The organism is Marinobacter sp. 1-3A (genome assembly GCF_016597775.1).
Taxonomy (GTDB): domain Bacteria; phylum Pseudomonadota; class Gammaproteobacteria; order Pseudomonadales; family Oleiphilaceae; genus Marinobacter; species Marinobacter xiaoshiensis.
In genome coordinates this window covers 274,471-293,698 of sequence record NZ_VCGZ01000003.1, presented here as the reverse complement: position 1 = coordinate 293,698, position 19,228 = coordinate 274,471, and the positions used below count along the sequence as shown (strand labels likewise).

Below are 19,228 nucleotides of genomic sequence, written 5' to 3'. Positions count from 1 at the left end.
GGCCAGCTATTCACGCAGTGCTCAGTCGCCTGCCGATGACAGGCGCATTTCTGCCTTGGCCCGCTTCAGGGCGGCAATGCACTCCAGGGTGACAAAAATGGCAGCCACAAGAACCACCAGGTCCATGGTGAACAGGAACCAGTCTGCCTTGTCGTAGAAGCCTTTGAGCTGAATCAGCAAGGCAAAGAGCGACATGGCGAGTACAAACACCAATGGTGCCAGGGTGTAGAACGTGGGCGAACCTTTGCGCACCAGCATAACGGTGACAACCAGAAGGGTCAGGCCTGCCAGAAGCTGGTTGGTGGTGCCAAATAGCGGCCATATGAGTAGTCCGCCGGAGCCATCCGCGCCACCCGCGCCGAAAGCCAAAGCCAGGCAAGTACCCACAGACAGCAGTGTGGCCGGTAATGGCTTGGCCATCCACTTGATGTTATAGATCTCACCCCACTCCTGGAAAATATAGCGCTGCAAGCGCAGGCCGGTATCCATGGTGGTGCCTGCAAAGAGGGCAGCCATAACGGTCAGCATGGTGGCAGCAACAGCCATGTCGAGGCCGGTACCGGCGCTCAGGATGGTTGCACCGCCGTTTACAAATGCCAGCACGCCGCCTTGGCCAAAGGAGTGATACATGGCCTGCCAGTCCGCGAGGGAAGCAAAGCCGGCTGTGGCGGCAATAATGGCGGCCAACGCCAGTGCGCCTTCACCGGTTGCACCAAAGTAGCCCACAAAACGGGCGTCGGATTCCTTGGCCAGTTGTTTGGATGTGGTGCCGGAGGCAACCAGGCCGTGAAAGCCGGAAATAGCACCACAGGCAATGGTTACGAACAGTAGCGGAATCATTGAGGGTGTGCCTGCCGGTACATCAACGTTGATCATGGGCGCGACCACAGTGGGGTTTGCGATCAGTACGGCGGCGTAGAGTGCAGCCAGCCCTACGAACAACTGCAGGCCGTTAATGTAATCCCGGGGCTGGAGCAGTACCCACACAGGCAACAGCGATGCGATGGCTGCATACACAAACAGGATAATGATCCAGGCTGCACTGGGTGACAGCCCGGCAACGGAGTCGGGGAGTGACACCGGCATGGAAGGGCCAATGTAAATCAGGAAATACAGCGCAATCACGCCAACAATTGAAACCAGTGGCAGGCTCATTTTTGCCCGGTAGATGGCCTGGCCAATCACCAGAGCCACGGCTATGGCGCCCCAAACAGGAACGACTGCGCCAGGGTTGTTGATCAGCAGTTTGGCGATAACAACGCCAAATACCGCGTTCACCATCAGCAGAACCAGGAAAATCACAATGGAGAAGATGGCCCTGGCACGGCCGCCAACCACTTCGCCAGTGAGGGTGCCTACTGACTTGGCCTTGTTTCGTACACTGGCCCAGATGGCGCCAAAATCGTGAACGCCTGCGAAGAAGATGGTGCCCAGGGTGACCCACAAAAAGGCGGGCAGCCAGCCCCAGATAACGGCAATTGCTGGCCCAACAATGGGTGCAGCGCCTGCTACGGATGTGAAGTGGTGGCCCCAGAGAACAAATTTATTGGTGGGGACAAAGTCGATGCCGTCTTCAAATTCTTCAGCCGGGGTTTTAAAGCTGTCGCTCAGTTTGAAAACAACGTGTGCGAGAAATTTCGAGTAAACGAAAAATCCCAGTGCCATGCCCCCAAGCCCGAGTACCATCAATATAATAGAGCTCATCGATGCCTACCTGCCTAATTTGTTTGAGTAGCGGTGTGTTTCGAAGTATAGACCATCGCGGATGGATGCAGTTTGAGTACATCCTGGATGGCGTGAGGGGCAGTGTATCTAATCTGTGCCGAAACGAGGCCATTCCGGCACAGATCTTGGACTAAAGGTGTAGGTAGGGAGGCGCTTACAGGTTGGCTTCTGCAAATTCTGCCAGCAGTGAGCGTGGCACTCCTTGCAAGTGAATGTGCCCACCGTGGCTGAAGGTTTTGAAGCGTTCGGTCATGTAGGTCAGGCCGGAGCTCAAAGCGCTCAGGTATGGTGTGTCAATCTGTGCCAGGTTGCCCAGGCAGATCACTTTGGAGCCATTACCTGCACGGGTAATGATGGTCTTGATCTGATGCGGAGTCAGGTTCTGGGACTCATCAATAATGATCAGGCTGTGCTGGAAACTGCGGCCACGAATGTAGTTCATGGATTTGAAGTGCAGAGGAACCTTGCTGAGAATGTAGTCCACACTGGCGGTCATGTTCTCATCGTCTTCGTGCAGCGCTTCCAGGTTGTCCACAATGGCGCCCAGCCAGGGCTCCATTTTTTCCGCTTCGGTACCGGGCAGGAAGCCAATGTCTTCATCCAGGCCTTGTGTTGAGCGGGTGGCAATAATCCGTTTATAAAGCTTGCTGGCCACCGTCATTTCGATGCAGGCGGCCAGCGCAAGAATGGTTTTACCGGAGCCGGCTGAACCGGTGAGGTTCACCAGGTGGATATCAGGATCGAGCAGCAGGTGCAGCGCCATGGCCTGATAAATATCCCGTGGCACCAGGCCCCAGACTTCTTCGTTCATCAAGTCGTGCTGGTGCAGATCCCGGATCACCACCTGGGTGTCGGTAATGTTGACCACCCGGCCTATAAACCCCTGCTCATCAAGAACGAACTCGTTGATGTTCAGTTTGGCCAGCTCACCTTCCCGCTTGAGGATGTGTTCGGTTAGCCCGTCTCGCTGCAAGGTTTCTACTTTGGCAATGGTGTCCCAGAATGAGTTCGGAAACTCCATGTAGCCCTTTGGGAGCAGGTCGATGTCATCAACCAACTGGTCATTCTGGTAGTCCTGGGCTTCAACACCAAAGCCACGGGCCTTCAACCGCATGTTGATGTCTTTGCTGACGAGAATGATATCCCGGGACTTGTGCCGTTGCTGAAGCGCGGCAAGGGTGTTGATAATCTTGTTGTCGTTCAGGTGCTCGGGTAATGAGTGGCCACTGGCATGCTCGGTGCTCATCAGTATGGAGAGGGTGCCCAAGGGTTTAGCCATTTTGGCTCTTACAATGGGCACACCTTTTTCTATCTCTTTCGGGCTGGCATCCCCAAGCAGGCGGTCAATGGTGCGGATTGCCTGGCGACAGTCGGCAGCGACACTTTGTTTGCCGGATTTAAGGCCGTCGAGTTCTTCAAGAACGGTCATCGGGATGATGACATCGTGTTCTTCAAAATTGAGGAGGGCGTTGGGATCGTGGATCAGGACGTTGGTGTCGAGGACGTACATGGTTCTTCGGGCTTGCGGTGCACTTTCCGGTGTTCTGGGCATAGGGGGCGCTACCTCTGTGGTGGTTCAGCTGTTACTGGCACAGCGTTGCGTAAGCTCCTCATTCGAGACGATTTTCAGCATATCATAAGTGGTTACGATGCCGGTTATCCTGGCGTCTTTGGTGACAAAAATCCGGTGTAGATGCTCTTTCATCATAATATTGGCTATGTCGCGCACCGGTGTTGTTTCATCAACCGATAATACAATGGGGGTCATGATATCCCGCACTTCTACCGGCACTTTGCCCATCTCCTCAAAAAGCACCATGCGCAGGCGGCGGGCTTCCTGATGTTCTTCAGCGGTGAGTTCATCACTGGACTCAGACCGCTTGGCGTTCCAGCGAAACTCCGCAATGTCCTTTAAGGTGGCGATGCCAATAATTTCACCGGATTCATCCGTAACAGGGCTGCCCGTGATTTCATTGTCGGTCAGGAATCTGGCCAGGCGATCCATTGTCCAGGATTGTGGCACCGCCTTGATGCTAGGCGTCATTATTTCGTGTGCGAGCACTGTCATTGAGTGATCTCTGCTTTGTGAAGTCCTTTCACCAGAGCTTAGCGTTTCGCGCCCAGCCCGTCACCTTTTCAGTTGCCGCTGGTTTGCCTTACATCAACCAGTTGGCCGCTTTCGTCATAGATCAGGCTAAAGCCCTGATAGCGCTCTTTGCTTGCTACCCGCTCTAGCTCTTCCAGGGAACTTACCGGTATATCAACGAGGAGGGTGTTAACCAGCCAACCAGGCAGGGCGCCCTTTGGATCAGTATGTTGCAGCCAGATCATTCGGGTTTTACCGTTCTCGGGAATCAACCGGTACCGGGTGTTGGATAGATCAACCCTTACGCGATTACTAACCTCTGCACGCATCTCTGGCACAGCGCTCATTTGCATAACGATCTCACCAGAAGCTTTGCTCCCCTGTGTGTGAACGCTAAGGACATAGTCACGATCGGTTACCGGCCAAGGCAGGTCGTTTACTGAGTAGACGTAACGCTCATGAAAGTTACCTTTGCCCACAGCATAGGATTCCGTGCAGTTAAGCAACCACTCCATGCAGGATGCGGGGTTCTGCATCACGGCCATAATGGATTCGATCGGGGCATCAATCAGGGCTTCGGCTTTGAATGCCTGAAAGCTGGAATCGCTCTGGCGCATGGTGTAGATGTGGATATCGCCGGATTCCTTGCGCAAGCTCCATACGTCGCTGTCTTCTCCCGGTAGCGCCGCGCTAACAGTAGTGGTCGCCATTGCAGAAACCAGCAGGGCAAAGATTGCACCGCTGATGACTGAGGCCCAGTCTTTAAAGCCGTGGGCTTCGGTCTTGTTCATAAGCTACACTTCCTTGAAAAAATTGGGCAGAGTCTATCACGAGGTGGCGGGCAGTATGGGCCCGAAGCAGGGGATTGTGAACCAGGTTACTGCCCGGTGAAGCAGTTCGATAAATTGGCCTGATCTGACGACAATTATGACGACAAAGAAACTGATTGATGCCAAGGGGCGCTTTGCACCCGGCATACTGAGCCAGCCAGTCGAAGAAATAAACTATCTGGATTACGACCTGCGCACGGTAATGGATAAACCTCGCTCCGGGTTCGCCCGGCGCTGGCGGTTTAACCAGTTCCAGTTTGTGAGTGTCACCGGTCCCGGGTGGGTGTTTGGTATGGCTCTGGTGGATTTGAAGCTGATGGGAAGCGGCTTTTTCTATCTCTATGATTTTGCATCCGGGCAGATGCTTGAGCACAGCTTTATGAACCCTCTGGCAGTGGGAACTCGAATTGAACCTTACCCGGAGCATGGCCAAGCCTCGTTCAGAAAAGGGAAGGTTTCCATGCGCATTCTGCCTTTCGCCGGCGGCAGGGCAATCTCCGTGTCGGCTCCTGGTGGCATTCGCGTGGAGTTGACGCTGAAAGAGGATAATGATCCTCTGCGGCTAGTGTGCCCTGCTGGCTACAATGGTTGGGTGTTCACCCGGAAATCGGCGGGTTTGCCGGTTGATGGCGAGATTCGCTGGGGGCATCAAATCTGGCGGTGTGATGACAGCACTCGTGGTGCTGTTGACTGGAGTTGCGGCTTTATGCGCCGTGAAACGGCCTGGAATTGGGCGAGTCTGTCTGGACAATTGCCCGATGGTCGCTCAATCGGGCTTAACCTGGCAGCGGGCGTTAATGAAACCGGTATGACAGAGAACGCTCTGTGGCTGGATGGGCAGTGCCAGACTCTTGGGGCAGCCCGGTTTAGCTTCGATCGCTACAGTCCCGGGAATGATTGGCATGTAAGCACGGTAGATGGCCGGGTAGATCTGCATTTTGTGCCGGCCACGGCTCGAAAGGAAAAGCTGAATGCAGGGCTCCTGGCCTCCAATTTCCGGCAGTATGTAGGCACCTTCAATGGAAGCCTTATTGATGAGGGTGACAGCAGGGTTGAGGTTCAGGGTTTGCAAGGGTTCATGGAGGACCATTTTGCTCGGTGGTAAGGGCAGCGAGCGTTGGCCTGCAGGGCGCGGGCCAACGTTCGTTTGTATCACCGGGCGCTGAGGGGCTCAGCGTTCAGGCAGGGTGACATTCAGCTCCAGAACGGAGCAGCTACCATGCCGGTCTACTTCTACCTGAACCATGTCATCGCTGATCTGGACATATTTGCGAATAACCGCCAGTATTTCCTGCTGCATTTGCGGCAGGTAGTCGGGCTGATCGCGCTGCCCACGCTCGTGAGCCACAATAATCTGCAAACGCTCTTTTGCCACATTGGCGGAGCTTGATTTCTTGCCTCTGAAATAGTCGAGGAAACTCATCCGTTAGCCCCCCTTGAACATCCGTGAAAAGAAACCTTTTTTCTGGCTGGTCATGAAGCGGTGTTCGCGCTCCTCACCCAGAAGGCGTGCAACGGCGTCATCATATGCCTGGCCAGCATCGCTCTCAGTTTCGAGGATAACCGGCAACCCCTGGTTGGAGGAGTTGAGAACAACCTGGCTTTCCGGGATAACACCCAGCAAAGGGATGGCGAGAATTTCTTCAACATCTGCCACGGATAGCATTTCGCCCCGTTCGACCCGCTCCGGGTTGTAACGAGTCAGGAGCAGGTGCTCCTTAACCGGCTCTTCACCCATTTCTGCACGGCGGGATTTGCTTTGCAGAATGCCAAGAATGCGGTCGGAGTCCCGAACTGATGATACTTCCGGGTTGGTAACAACAATGGCCTCATCCGCATAGTACAACGCCATCTGAGCCCCGTGCTCAATGCCGGCCGGGGAGTCGCAGATAATGTAGTCGAAGGTTTCGGCGAGTTCGTTAATGACCTTTTCAACACCCTCTTTGGTGAGAGCTTCTTTTTCCCGGGTTTGTGAGGTCGGGAGTATGTAGAGGGTATCAACCCGTTTGTCACGGATTAGCGCCTGATTGAGCGTTGCATCGCCTTGTATAACGTTTACAAAGTCATACACCACGCGGCGTTCGCAGTTCATGATCAGATCGAGGTTGCGCAGGCCCACATCAAAATCCACCACCACGGTTTTGTGGCCGCGTTTGGCAAGACCGGTGCTTATGGAGGCGCTGGTGGTGGTCTTACCAACGCCGCCCTTTCCTGAAGTTACGACAATAATTCTAGCCAAGGTTTGTTTCCTGTATCTCGTGGATTCGTCGTGTCAGCCGGTTGTATAGCCCGGTCAAATTATTCTGTTCGATTCCAGTATCAGGCCTTGTCCAGTGGTGCTACCACCAGCAAGTCGTCCCTGAGCTGAATTTGCACAGCGTTTTTCCAGCCGTTGTCCTGAAGATCTTCGGAGATTTTATAGTGTCCGGCGATGGACACAAGCTCTGCCTCAAGGGATTGGCAGAAAATTCTTGCGGACTCCGAGCCATGAATGCCTGCGAGCGCCCGGCCGCGCAGTGGGCCGTAGACATGAATGCTACCCGCAGCCAGCACTTCTGCGCCGGCCTGAACCGGCGCCAGAATAACCAGATCGCCATCGGGAGCGTGAACCTGTTGGCCGGAACGCACTGGCTGGTTGATGATTTTTGTGGGAGCGGCTTCTTTTATTGTCTGCGGCGCGGGCGCTGCAGGAGAATCAGCCGCTTGGGCTGTGGCTTGGTGATCCCTGTCTCTTTGCCCGCCTCCGGGCATCAGGGCCAGAGAGGCTCCGCGCGCCAAGCGGCGTTGATCGTCATTCCCGCCACGAACGCCGATAACATGAATGCTGTTGCGGCGGCAGGCACCAATTATCTTGAAGAAATCCAGCTCGCTGTCGAGGCCTTCGTATTTCTCCAGACTGATGATAAGAGGGATATCCCGAAAGAACCCGGGAGCCTGGCTGATTTTGTTCCTCAGCATCTCTTCAAATTCGTCGTTGTCGAAGTAATACAGCTCCAGTGCAGTCATGGAAACGCTGGCGCTTTTCAGCTGGAATACCTGCTGTACCCCTGATGTGGTGGTGTTGCTCATGAACGGGTGTCTTCCTTGATGGATGGCTCGGCAGGGCGGCGCAGGCGCAGGGGTGCATCTTCAAAGCGAATGCCAGACCAGCCGGTGCCCATGAATTGGCGAATGTTGCTGTGGCTTTCTCCAGCGGGGTCGTCTAGCACCTGCTGATAATGTTGAGCAAACAGTTTTAGCGTGTCTGCTTCATTGAGGGTGCAGTATAGGCCCAGGCCAAATACTCTGCATGAACCTGAGTTGTCACCTGCGGCGTTAAATAAAGGGCCGTTATGAAAGCCTGCCGGGCTGTAGTCGAAGTGCCGCTCTATCAGGGCCAGGGTGTCATCAAAATCGGCATGCCCGCCACCTATTGAAGCCAGATGAATGCGTACAGCCTCATTTACATTCATTACTTGTGATCCTGTTTGGGACCTGTTTGATGCAGGGCTTTCCACTCTTCGTACGGCATGCCGTAAATCTCTTCCCTGGCAGCCGGGTCTGATATCTCAAAACCGCGTTCACTGGCTTCTGCCCGATACCATTTGGAAAGACAGTTGCGGCAGAACCCGGCCAGATTCATGAGATCAATGTTCTGAACCTCGGGATTGTCTCCCAGGTGTTTAACCAGGCGGCGAAAAGCTGCAGCTTCAATTTCAGTACGCTTGGAGTCTGGAATAGAGTTCGACATGGTGCCTCAATATGCGATTTGATGGTTGGCTTGGGGTTCCTGACATTCTCAGCATCTTACTTTAAGATACAAGACTGTATAAATGTACAGAAAATTGACGCGAGCCCAATGATTATGCCTCAACGCAAGATCATCCACGTGGATTGTGACTGCTTTTATGCTGCAGTTGAAATGCGTGATGACCCAACACTGCGTGAAGTGCCGCTGGCGGTAGGCGGCGAAGGCGGTCGTGGTGTAGTAACTACCTGTAATTATAAAGCCCGGGCTTTCGGTGTGCGCTCGGCCATGCCGGGTGGTGAAGCCCGCCGGCTATGCCCGGGGCTGGTTACTGTGCCTCCTGATATGGCCCGTTATCGAGCGGCGTCACAGAAGGTGATGGGTATTCTGCGGGAGCTGACCGATATGGTTGAGCCTTTATCTCTGGATGAGGCTTTTCTGGATGTGTCTGATGTTACCGATCACAAGGGCAGCGCCACACTGATGGCCCGCTATCTGCGGGAACGGGTGGAAAAGGAAGTGGGCATTACTATTTCTGCCGGGGTCGCTCCCAATAAATTTCTTGCCAAAATTGCCAGTGATTGGCAAAAGCCTGATGGGTTGTTTGTGGTGAAGCCTGATGAGGTAGACGGGTTTGTCCGCGAACTTAAGGTTGAGAAACTGTTTGGCGTGGGGCAGGTAACGGCGGCTAAACTGCATGCGCTGGGCGTAAAGACATGTGGCGATTTGCAGGCGTTGGGCGTTGATGTATTGATCGAGCGTTTTGGTAAGCAGGGCTATCGTTTGCATGAAATGGCCCATGGCCGGGATGAGCGGCCAGTGGTGGTTTCCAGAATTGCCAAATCTGTGAGCGTGGAACGTACGTTTTCTCAGGATTTGCCAGATGTGACGGCTTGTGAAACTGTGCTGGCGTCACTGACTGCTGACCTTAATCTCCGCCTTGCCCGTAAGGGCCGGGACAAGCCGATACATAAGCTGTTTATAAAAATACGCTATAGCGATTTTTCTACCCACACCCTGGAGCGCGTGCGGGAGAATATTAAAGAGCCAGAGTTTGAGGACTACCTGCCACTACTTACAGAGCTGGTTTCAAATCGCGAGCGGCCGGTTCGCCTGCTGGGGCTTGGAGTGCGATTTCGCAATGATGATGCACCGGTCACCCAGCTGAGATTGTTTGATTGAGTTTAGCCTGGGCAGTAGTGCCAGGCCCGGGCCAGTAACACGCTCCAGTAAGGGGGTAGCCAAGATCAGTGCGTACCAAAACCACCCATCACCTAGCCGGCTTCCCAGTTGGCAATAGCGCATTTCTGGCCAAAACTCAGCAATTTTGTTTATGTGCTGGCAGAGGGCGTATTCACGCTGACCTGCGAGTTCAAATAAGCGGAATGCCTTGCTGCTTTCTGACACAGGGGGCGAGCCTTTAAGTTTGCGTGCACCCCGGCGTGCCTGAGCGGTTTTCATCATGACGTTCCCCCTGGTTTTTATTACTATGTCTCAACCATGGAGATTGCAGGCGACAAGCCCGCGACACTCTTGTGACATTCTTTTGACGCACCCAACAACCTGAATCGGAGACGCAATGCAAACCCGAAAGCTAGGCCGTACGGACATTGATGTCAGCCTTATATGCCTTGGCACCATGACCTGGGGTGAGCAGAACACGGAGCAGGAAGCTTTTGAGCAGCTGGACTATGCCACCTCTGAAGGTGTGAATTTTATTGATGCCGCAGAGATGTACCCGGTGCCGCCTCGGGCAGAGACCCAGGGCCTGACGGAGACTTATCTGGGCAACTGGCTGGCGCAGCGTGGTCGCCGGGACGATCTGGTGATCGCCTCTAAAGTGGCCGGGCCCGGTAATGGGCTCAGTTACCTGCGAAATGGCCCCCGCCTTACCCGAGATCACATTGTTGAGGCCTGTGAGGCAAGCTTGAAGCGCCTGCAGACAGACTATATTGATCTGTACCAGGTGCACTGGCCGGATCGCAGCACCAATTTTTTCGGCAAACTCGGCTATCAGCCTGACCCGAAGGAAAAGTCCACGCCAATTGAAGAGACCCTCGAAGCGCTCAACGAGTTAGTCAAGGCGGGAAAGGTCCGACACATCGGAATTTCCAACGAAACACCATGGGGTGCCATGGAATATCTCCGCCTGGCTGGAGAGAAAGGTTTGCCGCGAATTGCCAGTATCCAGAACCCTTACAATCTGCTGAACCGCTCTTTTGAGGTGGGACTGGCCGAAATAGCCCATCGGGAACAAACGGGCTTGCTGGCCTATTCGCCGCTGGCCTTCGGCATGCTGTCTGGTAAGTATATGGGTGGTAAGTGGCCGGAAAAGGCTCGACTCACCCTGTATGAGCGGTTCAGCCGCTATACCAGTGAAAGAGGGGTAGATGCGACTCGAGCCTATGCAGAACTCGCGAGACATATAGGTTTGTCTCCGGCCCAGATGGCACTGGCCTATGTAAACAGTCGCAGTTTTGTGACCAGTAACATCATCGGTGCGACCAGCATGGAGCAGCTCCGGGAAAACCTCGGCTCATGCAATGTGAACCTGAGCCAGGATACGTTGGAAGCTCTCGAAACGATTCATCATGAATTTACCTACCCTTGCCCTTAGCAAGAGTCAAAGACTTCCAGTTTCCCCTAAGTTTCTGACGCCAAAAGGAATTGGCAGCTTTGAGCGTGGAAGTCGTTACATTCTGAAATATAGGTGATCATATATTGACAAAATGTGTGCAGAAGCGTGACAAAAAAGAGGCGTGACTGCGCGCGATTTCACATCTTTTTGCCGCTGAGGGGTTAGACTTTAGTCAATGGGGTGAGTAAACTTCTAATCCGTTTAAAAGGTCGCTGTAAGTATCATGATTATCCGCATATTTGTCACATTGCTTGTTCTCAACGTCGCCGCGTTTGTGGTTCGCGCTGAGGCGTCGGAGCGCGCGTTTGAGGCGACTAGCGAAAGCATGACAGTAGAATATGTCTACGAGTTACCCCAGCGGATGTCCCGCGATTTTGATGAAGACGATGCCGATGCGGTTGCTGTTGCCGAAATAGGCTCTCGTTTGTTAAGCCTTTCTTTGGTGCGCACGAACGATAACGGCAAGCACTACGCCTCCCAGCCGGCTCAGGCTGACCATGGTATCGCGCTGCTTAATGAAGGTGCCTGCCTGAATCTGAAATGGAATTTCTGAATCTGTAGTCTGCAATTCCTGATCACCTCCTTTGCTTAATATCTCTTGCACGCACCCCTGATCCGACCCTTCTTTGTAATATCTTTTTTCTCGCAATACATTGGTTTAACGCCAGATTAATGATCTGGTGCATTGTCTGCCTGCATGTCTCATGTGATGATTCCCAGATAGTAGTTATATGTTGAATGATCAATGAGGATCTCTATATGGCGGTAAGCAGCAAACAGCGCTCAAATAACACGGAGCGTTGCGTGGATGACGTAATCCGCCGGGTGGGCAAGAACATTACCTTGGGGTTACCGCTGGGTCTTGGAAAGCCTGTCCGCTTCGTAAATGCGCTCTATCAGAGAGCGAAAGACGATCCTGAAATAAATCTGCATATTTTTACTGCCCTTTCGTTGCTGGCACCTTCCGGCAGCTCGTCGCTGGAAAAGCGCTTTATGGGACCGTTTGCAGAGCGCCTCTATGGCGGCATTCCGGTTCTTCAGTATGCGCAGGATGTTAACAAGAACAATCTGCCCCCCAATGTTCAGGTGTCGGAGTTTTTCTTCAAAGCGGGAAGTTACCTAAATAATCGCAGTCAGCAGCGCCATTACGTGTCGACCAACTATACCCATGCCGTTCGTGACCTTATGGACCTCGGGGTTAATGTGGTGGCGCAAATGGTGGCCCCAGGCGAGTTGCATGGGGCGCCGGGCATGGTAAGCCTGAGTTGCAACCCTGACCTGAGCCTCGACCTACTGCCTCTGCTGAGGGAACGGGAAACGGCTGGAACCCCGGTGGCTATTGTGGGTGAAATTAATCGTCAGATGCCCTGGTTTGGTCGCGACGCGGCTATTGCGGAAGATGAGTTTGACATGGTGTTTGAGCATCAGGCTTCCGAGTACCCGTTGTTCTCTGCGCCTCAGATGGCCATTAGTCCCGCAGACCACATGATCGGCTTTTACGCCAGCACACTGCTTAAAGATGGCGGCACGCTGCAGGTGGGTATTGGTTCTCTCGGGGCGGCGCTTGTGCACAGCACCATATTGCGTCACAAGAATAACGCCGCCTGGCGGGCTGTTTACGACAATTTTAATGTTGCGGAGCGGTTTCCGCTGGCGGAAAAGGAAGGTGGAACCGGCCCCTTTGATAAAGGGCTCTATGGTTGCAGCGAGATGATGGTCGATGGCTTTCTGTACCTTATGGAAGCAGGGGTTTTGCGGCGTGAAGTATATGATCATGCAGACCTGCAAATACTGATCAACAACGGCAACATTGAAGAGCGGGTTTCCCTCGATACCCTCGACGTACTGAGGCGGGAAGGGCTGATTGATTCACCCATGCGGGCCCGGGATGTAACCTGGCTGAAGCGTTACGGCATTCTCCGTGACGCGGTTGAATTTAAAGGTGGCCGGTTGCGGATAGGAGACCATTCACTCAACGCCGATCTGGATGATCCCGAGGCGAGAGAGGCAATGGCGTCTCTGGCGCTTGGTGAGAGGCTTACTGGCGGAGTTGCCATGCACGGAGGGTTCTATGTGGGCCCCCAGCAGTTCTACCAGTCACTGCGAGAGCTCTCCGATGAGGATCGCGATCGCATATGCATGACCAGTGTCAGCTATATCAATCATCTTTATGATCACCGTTTCGGTAATCAGCGTCTCAAGGCAGCTCAGCGCATCCACAGTCGGTTTATCAACACGGCAATGATGTATACCCTGGGCGGTGCAGCGGTTTCCGACGGGCTTGAGGATGGTCGGGTGATCAGCGGTGTGGGTGGCCAGTACAATTTTGTCTCTATGGCGCACGAGCTGCCTGGTGCCCGGTCGATTATTGCCTTGCGCAGCAGCCGAAACGCCAGGGGCAGGGCGGTGTCCAATATTGTGTTCAGTTATGGTCATTGTACGATTCCCCGTCATCTGCGGGATGTGGTGATTACGGAGTATGGTATGGCAGATCTGCGTGGCCAGCCGGATGAGCAGGTTTATCTGCGCCTGATCCGCATTGCAGATTCCCGTTTTCAGCAGGGCCTTCTGGAGCAGGCGCAAAAAGCAGGCAAGGTGGATGCGAAGTTCCGTTTGCCGGCCAGTTGGTTGAACAACACGCCAGATGCCATTGCCAGAACATTTGCTGAGGCTGGCGGTAAAGATTGGTTCCCTCCGTTTCCCTTTGGCCGGGACTTTACTGATCAGGAGTTGGTGCTTGGTAAAGCCCTCAAAAAACTCAAGGCCGAAACTTCGACCCGTCGTGGTAAACTGGCAACCCTCATGCAAGCTGTTCGGGCCAAAGATGAAGAGGGGCGTTATGCAGAATTACTGCAACGCATGGGCCTGCACCAGCCTTCGGGCCTGCGTGAAAAACTGGATCAGCGCCTGGTGATCCACGGCTTGCAGCTCACAGAAAACCCAACGGATACAGGAAAGTCGAAAGCCTGATGGAATCTCCTCAAGAAAAACCTGATGTTTTCACGGTTCACTATGTGCTCAAGAACAAGATTGGCGAGCTGGTTGACACCTCGGAGGGTGGTGAGCCCTTACACTTTCTATATGGCAGCCCGGATGTCATTGAGGGTATCCAGAAAGCGGTAAAAGAGCGCAATGTCGGCGACTGTCTGGAGGTTACGGTTCCCCCTTCAATGGCATACGGCGAACACCGTGATGACCTGGTTCGGAAGGTGCCCCGGTCAATGTTTGAGGGGGTAGAAAAGCTGCAGGTTGGCATGAAGTTTCAAACCAATACCGGTGAAAATGCCCAGATTGTTCAGGTTATGGGGTTTGACGGTAATCTTGTGCGGATTGATGCAAATCATCCGCTTGCGGGTTTCACCCTGTATTTTGATCTGGAAATCATTGGGCGCCGCGAAGCGACTGATGATGAAATCGCTCAGGGCCGGCCGCTGTTTGAGTGAATTAAGTGGTTGCATGCCGAATTTGGTAGAGCTCAATGGGTGTAACCAGGTGTAACCGCATGATCGTTCCATGTATATTTCTGAATAGCATGTATAATTGCTGTTACATCAGGTTGTCTGTATCGTCAGATGCAGACGAAATAATGGACCCGGAAAATAAAATAAGAGATGGACGCCTGTGGAACAGACGAACGAAAGTTGGCGAATTCTTATTGTCGAAGATGATGAGCGACTGGCTGAGCTAACCCGTGAATACCTTGAGAGTAACGGTTTGTCCGTGTCCCTCGAAACTCATGGTAGCCCTGCCGTAGAGCGAATCAGAAATGAGCAGCCGGATCTTGTTGTGTTGGATCTGATGTTGCCCGGGGAAGATGGGCTGTCCATCTGTCGCCGTGTACGGCCATTTTATTCCGGCCCTATCATCATGCTTACCGCACGGACTGACGACCTTGATCAGGTGCTGGGGCTTGAGATGGGTGCAGATGACTACATCAGCAAACCCGTCAAACCTCGTGTGCTTCTTGCAAGAATCCGAGCCTTGCTGCGCCGTGTTACGGAAAGTGCGCAAAACACCGCAGATGAGGCAAGCGCTGAAGAGCCAACGCGCCTGCAGTTCAACAACCTGGTTGTAGATCGCTCCATGCGTGAAGCCTGGCTTAGCGACGAAAGTATTGACCTGACCAGCGCTGAGTTCGATCTGTTGTGGCTACTGGCGAGCAACGCCGGCCGCGTGTTGAGCCGGGAAGAAATCTTCACTGCGTTGCGGGGCATAGAATACGACGGTCAGGACAGGTCAATTGACGTTCGGGTCTCCCGGATTCGCCCGAAAATCGGCGATGACCCTGTTCACCCCCGCAGAATCAAGACCGTTCGAAGCAAAGGCTACCTGTTTGTGAAGGAAGTCTGACGATTCAGTCTTTGGCGTCGGCACGGGTATTCCGGCCGGCGTTTCCCTGCCAGGGTTTGTTGACATGCCCCTGAAGTTTTTCCTGAAACTATATTCCCGCCTTGCCGGCCTCACAGCGCTGGTGATACTGCTCTGTATTGTTTTGTTTGTCGGCATGAATTCTGTGCGCTCACAATTCTGGCATGAACGCTTTTCTGATCCGTTAATGCGCTGGCTGGCGTCCTCGCCTGCTCCCGAGCAGCAGTACCACTGGCTGGCTTCCCGGTACGACTTTCGGGTGGCCAGCGCTGAAGAGCTGTCGGGCTATCCCATCGTTCGCGAGCGCCTGGGTTATGGACAGGTGGTGGCGATCGAAAGCAGTTTGGGTTATCGCTTTCTGGTGAACGGGCTTCATGGTGAACCGCTGCAATTCAGAGCCTCCCAGCCCTATCGTGATATTGCTGTCGCGTCTGCTCAAATTCTGCGGGTTCATCTTGATGCGGTTGGCCCGGAGGAGCGCGAGGCAGCCGTCAGGCAGCTGGCAGACGGCTTGAATCTTGGGGTTCTGAGGATTCAGGGGTCTGCTGCACTACCAGATGAAGAGGTTCTTGAACGGGTAGCCAGCCAGGGCTCGGCATTTTATGACAGCAATGGGCTGGGGCGGGTGCTTGTTCAGCTGTCTGATGGTGAGCTGATTCAGGTTAGTTTTGCCAAGCCTTTCAATCCGTGGGCATGGCCTGTCATTTTGTTGATGGTGGTGATTTCCGGAAGCGTCTTAGCTCTGGCACTATTGTTTGTACTCCGGAATCTGGATAGCAATCTGCGTAAAGTGGAATCTGTGGCTGTGCGCATTGCACGGGGTGAAATGGGTGCCCGTGTAGAGACTGGGGAAGGCACCGTTGTCTCCCGTTTAGCTGCAGCGTTCAACGGTATGGCAGAACACATTCAGCGCCTTGTGAATGTTCAGCGTGAAATGATCCACGCAGTCTCCCACGAATTGAGAACTCCCGTTGCCCGTATCCGTTTTGGTGTGCAGATGATCGAAGACTGCCAAAGCGAGGAGGCCCGGCAAAGGCAGTTGGATGGTATTGATGGTGATATTCAGGAGTTGGATGAGTTAATTGATGAGATTCTCACCTACGCGCGCCTGGAACAGGGTGGGCCTGTTTTTACCCTTGAAGAGGCCTCGGTAACCGATATTGTCAGGCAGGTTGTCGCCGAACAGAGAATTTTACGCCCGGCTCTCAGTATCGAAGGCGAGATTGATGAAGAAACAGAGCTCCTGGCGATGGCCGATGTTGAGCCGCGTTATATCCATCGGGCTGTCCAGAATCTCGTGGGTAATGCAGGGCGCTACGCGGCGGGGAAGGTGCTCGTTCGCTGCCATATTGATGAGGAGCATTGTCGGGTTGATGTAGAAGACGACGGCCCGGGCATTCCAGAAGATGAGTGGGAAAAGGTCTTCACAGCCTTCTCACGGCTTGATGACAGCCGCACTCGCACCTCTGGTGGGTACGGGCTTGGCCTCTCTATCGTGCGACGTATTCTCTACTGGCACAACGGGCAGGCTTTCGTGAGCCGGAGTGACAGTCTGGGCGGCGCGCGCTTCAGCCTGGTTTGGCCCCGAAGAAAGCCATTGGAGCAGAGCGAGTGAAGAGGTTCGAGAGCCCGCCCCGGGGCTCTCACCAGATGTTACAAAGCGACTACACAAGTACTACTGAATGCTCAGCCGGCTGCAGCAATAATTTAAAGCGTAAGGGATGACTTTTGAGGTTGTGGTTCTTACGAACTTTCCTTGTTTCATTCGTCATTTGAGGGTCGGTTTTCCGGCCCTTTTTTTTGCATTTTTTTTGACGAGTTCAGTGCTTTCCTCTGCGGCCCAGTAGGTCAGATTCCACGCTCAAATGCTATCAGGTGGTCGGCTTCTACCCGCACAGGTACAGTTTCGCCCAGGTGGAAATCCAGATGGCTGCGGAACAGCGCCTCAAATTCAGTATCTTCGGAGCAGCGGAAGCGATAAAGCGTGGAGGTGCCTGCGAAAGTTTTCTCTACAACTTTCGGGCGCAGATTGGATTCTGCATCGTAGACTATGTCATCGGGTCGGATAAGCACATCCACCAAAGTGCCGGAAGGCCATTTGTAGGCCCGGTTTCCGTGAATGATGCCAAGCTCGGACTCTATTATGTCTGGTCCCACGGCTTTTCCCGGTATGAACCCGCCTTGTCCCACAAAGCTCGCTACAAAGCGATTCACTGGCTCGTGGTAGAGGTTGTACGGGACATCCCACTGCTGGATTTTTCCGCTTTGCAGCACAGCTACCTGATCGCACATGGCGAAGGCTTCTTGCTGGTCGTGAGTTACCAGAATGGCGCTGATCCCAAGGGTTTTCAGAATCTCACGAACGTCGAGGCTTAGCCTGCGGCGTAGATCTGTGTCCAGGTTGGAGAAAGGCTCATCGAGCAGAATCAGTGTTGGCTCAGGCGCGAGGGCCCGAGCCAGAGCCACCCGCTGTTGCTGGCCGCCTGACAGCTCGTGAGGATAGTTGTCTGCCAGGTCCTGCAGGTGAACCACGTGCAGTAGCTCCATTACTCTGTTCCGCTTCTCGGCTTTATCCAGCCCGCGCAAACCGAAACCTACGTTGTCGGCAATGCTCAAGTGGGGAAACAGGGCGTAATCCTGAAAAACCATGCCAATACGGCGTTTCTCAGGCGCGAGCGTGCGACCAGGAAGGCTGATAGGTTGGGATTGTAACCGTATCTCGCCGCTGGTTAGAGGAAGAAAACCGGCCAGCGCTCGTAAAATTGTGCTTTTCCCGCAACCGCTAGGCCCGAGCAGGCAGCCGATATCGCCATGGCTTAGCGCGAAGCTGACATCTTTTACAACAGCATCTCCCCCATAACCACAGGTCAGATTGTCTACTTCAAGCAACCAGGTGTCAGCAGTCGTTTTCGGCGCGCTCATAAATCTTAGTCCAGACGGTTCAGGATCAGGAATTCCAGCAGGGCTTTCTGAGCGTGGAGCCGGTTTTCGGCTTCGTCCCAGATAACGGAGCCCGGGTGCTCAATCATATCGGCTGCAATTTCCTCGCCGCGATGAGCCGGCAGACAGTGCATTAGGAGCGCGTCTTTCGCGGCTATATCCATTAGTGCCTTGTTGATCTGGTATTTTCTGAAAGCCTTCTCACGGGCTTTCTGCTCGTCTTCCTGACCCATGGATGCCCACACATCGGTGACCAGAAGGTTCGCGTTACGTGCAGCCTCCTCTGGTTCACGCATCAGCGTGATGCGAGAACTGTGGGCCTTCACCAGTTCCGGGTCCGGCTCGTAACCCTCGGGGGTAGCCACGTTCAGGTGAAAGTCGAACTGCGTGGCGGCATTGATGTAAGAGTGGCACATGTTGTTGCCATCCCCGATCCAGGCCACAGTAGCGCCCCGGATGCTACCGCGATGCTCGCGATAGGTTTGCATGTCAGCCAGCAGTTGGCAGGGGTGGAAGTCATCAGTAAGTGCGTTGATGACCGGCGCCCGCGATGCCCGGGCAAACTTTTCAACCGTTTCATGGGCGAATGTGCGGATCATCACCGCGTCAACCATGCTGGAGATAACAATCGCAGAGTCTTCTATGGGCTCGCCGCGACCGAGCTGAGTATCTCGCGGCGATAGAAACATCGCTGATCCACCCAGTTGGGTCATGCCTGCCTCAAACGAAACCCGTGTGCGGGTTGAAGATTTTTCAAAAATCATCGCCAAAACACGGTTTTTGAGTGAGTCCCTGACCTTGCCCTGGCGCCATTCGTTCCGGAGTCTGGTGCCATGATCCACCAGGTTTTCCAGTTCGGTTGTGGACATGTCATTCAGTGTCAGAAAATGCCTTACTGCCATGGGGTGGCCCTT

Annotated in this window: 19 protein-coding genes; 8 read left to right on the top strand and 11 right to left on the bottom strand. The window is 53.9% G+C overall.

The features are described from left to right. Positions 1-21: 21 nt before the first annotated feature. The 4 genes from FE848_RS06500 to FE848_RS06485 form a co-directional block, all read right to left on the bottom strand. Positions 22-1,704 (bottom strand): carbon starvation protein A, encoded by a 1,683-nt coding sequence (locus FE848_RS06500; protein WP_200201947.1) that lies wholly within the window; start codon positions 1,702-1,704, stop codon positions 22-24. A gap of 175 nt (positions 1,705-1,879) precedes the next feature. Beyond that, positions 1,880-3,235 (bottom strand): PhoH family protein, encoded by a 1,356-nt coding sequence (locus FE848_RS06495; RefSeq protein WP_200202115.1) that lies wholly within the window; start codon positions 3,233-3,235, stop codon positions 1,880-1,882. A gap of 66 nt (positions 3,236-3,301) precedes the next feature. Further along, positions 3,302-3,793, bottom strand: a complete 492-nt coding sequence (locus tag FE848_RS06490; RefSeq protein WP_200201946.1) for an HPP family protein — start codon at positions 3,791-3,793, stop codon at positions 3,302-3,304. 68 nt (positions 3,794-3,861) lie between these two features. Next, positions 3,862-4,602, bottom strand: coding sequence for an START domain-containing protein (locus FE848_RS06485; RefSeq protein WP_200201945.1), 741 nt, complete (start codon positions 4,600-4,602; stop codon positions 3,862-3,864). 136 nt (positions 4,603-4,738) lie between these two features. Here FE848_RS06485 and FE848_RS06480 point away from each other — a divergent pair, with 136 nt between their 5' ends. After that, the gene (locus tag FE848_RS06480; RefSeq protein WP_200201944.1) at positions 4,739-5,746 is read left to right on the top strand and encodes a DUF2804 domain-containing protein; all 1,008 of its coding nucleotides are present in this window, start codon (positions 4,739-4,741) and stop codon (positions 5,744-5,746) included. A gap of 66 nt (positions 5,747-5,812) precedes the next feature. Here the strand turns inward: FE848_RS06480 and minE are convergent, their stop codons facing one another. The 5 genes from minE to FE848_RS06455 all read right to left on the bottom strand — a co-directional run bounded on the left by minE (position 5,813) and on the right by FE848_RS06455 (position 8,371). After that, positions 5,813-6,064, bottom strand: coding sequence for a cell division topological specificity factor MinE (gene minE / locus FE848_RS06475; RefSeq protein ID WP_200201943.1), 252 nt, complete (start codon positions 6,062-6,064; stop codon positions 5,813-5,815). A 3-nt stretch (positions 6,065-6,067) separates the two neighbouring features. Then, entirely contained in the window at positions 6,068-6,880 is an 813-nt protein-coding gene (gene minD / locus FE848_RS06470; RefSeq protein WP_200201942.1) for a septum site-determining protein MinD, read from the bottom strand. A gap of 80 nt (positions 6,881-6,960) precedes the next feature. Further along, positions 6,961-7,710, bottom strand: a complete 750-nt coding sequence (minC, locus tag FE848_RS06465) for a septum site-determining protein MinC (RefSeq protein ID WP_200201941.1) — start codon at positions 7,708-7,710, stop codon at positions 6,961-6,963. Then, positions 7,707-8,093 carry a HopJ type III effector protein gene (locus tag FE848_RS06460; RefSeq protein WP_200201940.1) on the bottom strand — a complete coding sequence of 129 codons (387 nt, stop codon included), beginning with the start codon at positions 8,091-8,093 and terminating at the stop codon, positions 7,707-7,709. The genes minC and FE848_RS06460 overlap by 4 nt, the downstream gene beginning before the upstream one ends. Continuing rightward, entirely contained in the window at positions 8,093-8,371 is a 279-nt protein-coding gene (locus FE848_RS06455; RefSeq protein WP_200201939.1) for a DUF1244 domain-containing protein, read from the bottom strand. The genes FE848_RS06460 and FE848_RS06455 overlap by 1 nt, the downstream gene beginning before the upstream one ends. A gap of 114 nt (positions 8,372-8,485) precedes the next feature. Here FE848_RS06455 and dinB point away from each other — a divergent pair, with 114 nt between their 5' ends. The 7 genes from dinB to FE848_RS06420 all read left to right on the top strand — a co-directional run bounded on the left by dinB (position 8,486) and on the right by FE848_RS06420 (position 16,989). Continuing rightward, a complete protein-coding gene (gene dinB / locus FE848_RS06450) occupies positions 8,486-9,550 on the top strand; it encodes a DNA polymerase IV (protein WP_200201938.1) in 1,065 nt (354 codons plus the stop codon). A 397-nt stretch (positions 9,551-9,947) separates the two neighbouring features. Further along, entirely contained in the window at positions 9,948-10,985 is a 1,038-nt protein-coding gene (locus FE848_RS06445; RefSeq protein ID WP_200201937.1) for an NADP(H)-dependent aldo-keto reductase, read from the top strand. Positions 10,986-11,229: 244 nt separating this feature from the next. Beyond that, positions 11,230-11,559 carry a hypothetical protein gene (locus tag FE848_RS06440; RefSeq protein WP_200201936.1) on the top strand — a complete coding sequence of 110 codons (330 nt, stop codon included), beginning with the start codon at positions 11,230-11,232 and terminating at the stop codon, positions 11,557-11,559. Positions 11,560-11,765: 206 nt separating this feature from the next. Beyond that, entirely contained in the window at positions 11,766-13,976 is a 2,211-nt protein-coding gene (locus FE848_RS18865) for an acetyl-CoA hydrolase/transferase C-terminal domain-containing protein (RefSeq protein ID WP_200201935.1), read from the top strand. Beyond that, positions 13,976-14,449 carry an FKBP-type peptidyl-prolyl cis-trans isomerase gene (locus FE848_RS06430; RefSeq protein WP_200201934.1) on the top strand — a complete coding sequence of 158 codons (474 nt, stop codon included), beginning with the start codon at positions 13,976-13,978 and terminating at the stop codon, positions 14,447-14,449. The genes FE848_RS18865 and FE848_RS06430 overlap by 1 nt, the downstream gene beginning before the upstream one ends. Positions 14,450-14,627: 178 nt before the next feature. Further along, positions 14,628-15,356, top strand: a complete 729-nt coding sequence (locus FE848_RS06425) for a response regulator (protein WP_200201933.1) — start codon at positions 14,628-14,630, stop codon at positions 15,354-15,356. A gap of 64 nt (positions 15,357-15,420) precedes the next feature. Further along, on the top strand, positions 15,421-16,989 hold the full coding sequence (locus tag FE848_RS06420; RefSeq protein ID WP_200201932.1) for an ATP-binding protein: 1,569 nt from the start codon (positions 15,421-15,423) through the stop codon (positions 16,987-16,989). Between the two features lie 233 nt (positions 16,990-17,222). On the opposite strand, the gene FE848_RS06415 is transcribed toward FE848_RS06420, so the two are convergent. Together FE848_RS06415 and argF are read right to left on the bottom strand one after the other, a co-directional pair. Then, positions 17,223-18,296 carry an ABC transporter ATP-binding protein gene (locus FE848_RS06415; RefSeq protein WP_200201931.1) on the bottom strand — a complete coding sequence of 358 codons (1,074 nt, stop codon included), beginning with the start codon at positions 18,294-18,296 and terminating at the stop codon, positions 17,223-17,225. 5 nt (positions 18,297-18,301) lie between these two features. Continuing rightward, positions 18,302-19,216: an ornithine carbamoyltransferase gene (argF, locus tag FE848_RS06410; protein ID WP_200201930.1), complete on the bottom strand. Its 915-nt coding sequence runs from the start codon at positions 19,214-19,216 to the stop codon at positions 18,302-18,304. Positions 19,217-19,228: the final 12 nt, after the last annotated feature.

Bases quoted from the DNA above. Each gene is read 5' to 3' on its own strand.
- FE848_RS06500 (WP_200201947.1), bottom strand. From the start codon at position 1,704: ATGAGCTCTATTATATTGATGGTACTCGGGCTTGGGGGCATGGCACTG.
- FE848_RS06445 (WP_200201937.1), top strand. From the start codon at position 9,948: ATGCAAACCCGAAAGCTAGGCCGTACGGACATTGATGTCAGCCTTATA.
- FE848_RS06455 (WP_200201939.1), bottom strand. From the start codon at position 8,371: ATGTCGAACTCTATTCCAGACTCCAAGCGTACTGAAATTGAAGCTGCA.
- FE848_RS06495 (WP_200202115.1), bottom strand. From the start codon at position 3,235: ATGTACGTCCTCGACACCAACGTCCTGATCCACGATCCCAACGCCCTC.
- FE848_RS06415 (WP_200201931.1), bottom strand. From the start codon at position 18,296: ATGAGCGCGCCGAAAACGACTGCTGACACCTGGTTGCTTGAAGTAGAC.
- FE848_RS06440 (WP_200201936.1), top strand. From the start codon at position 11,230: ATGATTATCCGCATATTTGTCACATTGCTTGTTCTCAACGTCGCCGCG.
- FE848_RS06490 (WP_200201946.1), bottom strand. From the start codon at position 3,793: ATGACAGTGCTCGCACACGAAATAATGACGCCTAGCATCAAGGCGGTG.
- FE848_RS06485 (WP_200201945.1), bottom strand. From the start codon at position 4,602: ATGAACAAGACCGAAGCCCACGGCTTTAAAGACTGGGCCTCAGTCATC.
- dinB (WP_200201938.1), top strand. From the start codon at position 8,486: ATGCCTCAACGCAAGATCATCCACGTGGATTGTGACTGCTTTTATGCT.
- FE848_RS06420 (WP_200201932.1), top strand. From the start codon at position 15,421: ATGCCCCTGAAGTTTTTCCTGAAACTATATTCCCGCCTTGCCGGCCTC.
- FE848_RS18865 (WP_200201935.1), top strand. From the start codon at position 11,766: ATGGCGGTAAGCAGCAAACAGCGCTCAAATAACACGGAGCGTTGCGTG.
- FE848_RS06460 (WP_200201940.1), bottom strand. From the start codon at position 8,093: ATGAATGTAAATGAGGCTGTACGCATTCATCTGGCTTCAATAGGTGGC.
- argF (WP_200201930.1), bottom strand. From the start codon at position 19,216: ATGGCAGTAAGGCATTTTCTGACACTGAATGACATGTCCACAACCGAA.
- minC (WP_200201941.1), bottom strand. From the start codon at position 7,710: ATGAGCAACACCACCACATCAGGGGTACAGCAGGTATTCCAGCTGAAA.
- minE (WP_200201943.1), bottom strand. From the start codon at position 6,064: ATGAGTTTCCTCGACTATTTCAGAGGCAAGAAATCAAGCTCCGCCAAT.
- FE848_RS06480 (WP_200201944.1), top strand. From the start codon at position 4,739: ATGACGACAAAGAAACTGATTGATGCCAAGGGGCGCTTTGCACCCGGC.
- FE848_RS06430 (WP_200201934.1), top strand. From the start codon at position 13,976: ATGGAATCTCCTCAAGAAAAACCTGATGTTTTCACGGTTCACTATGTG.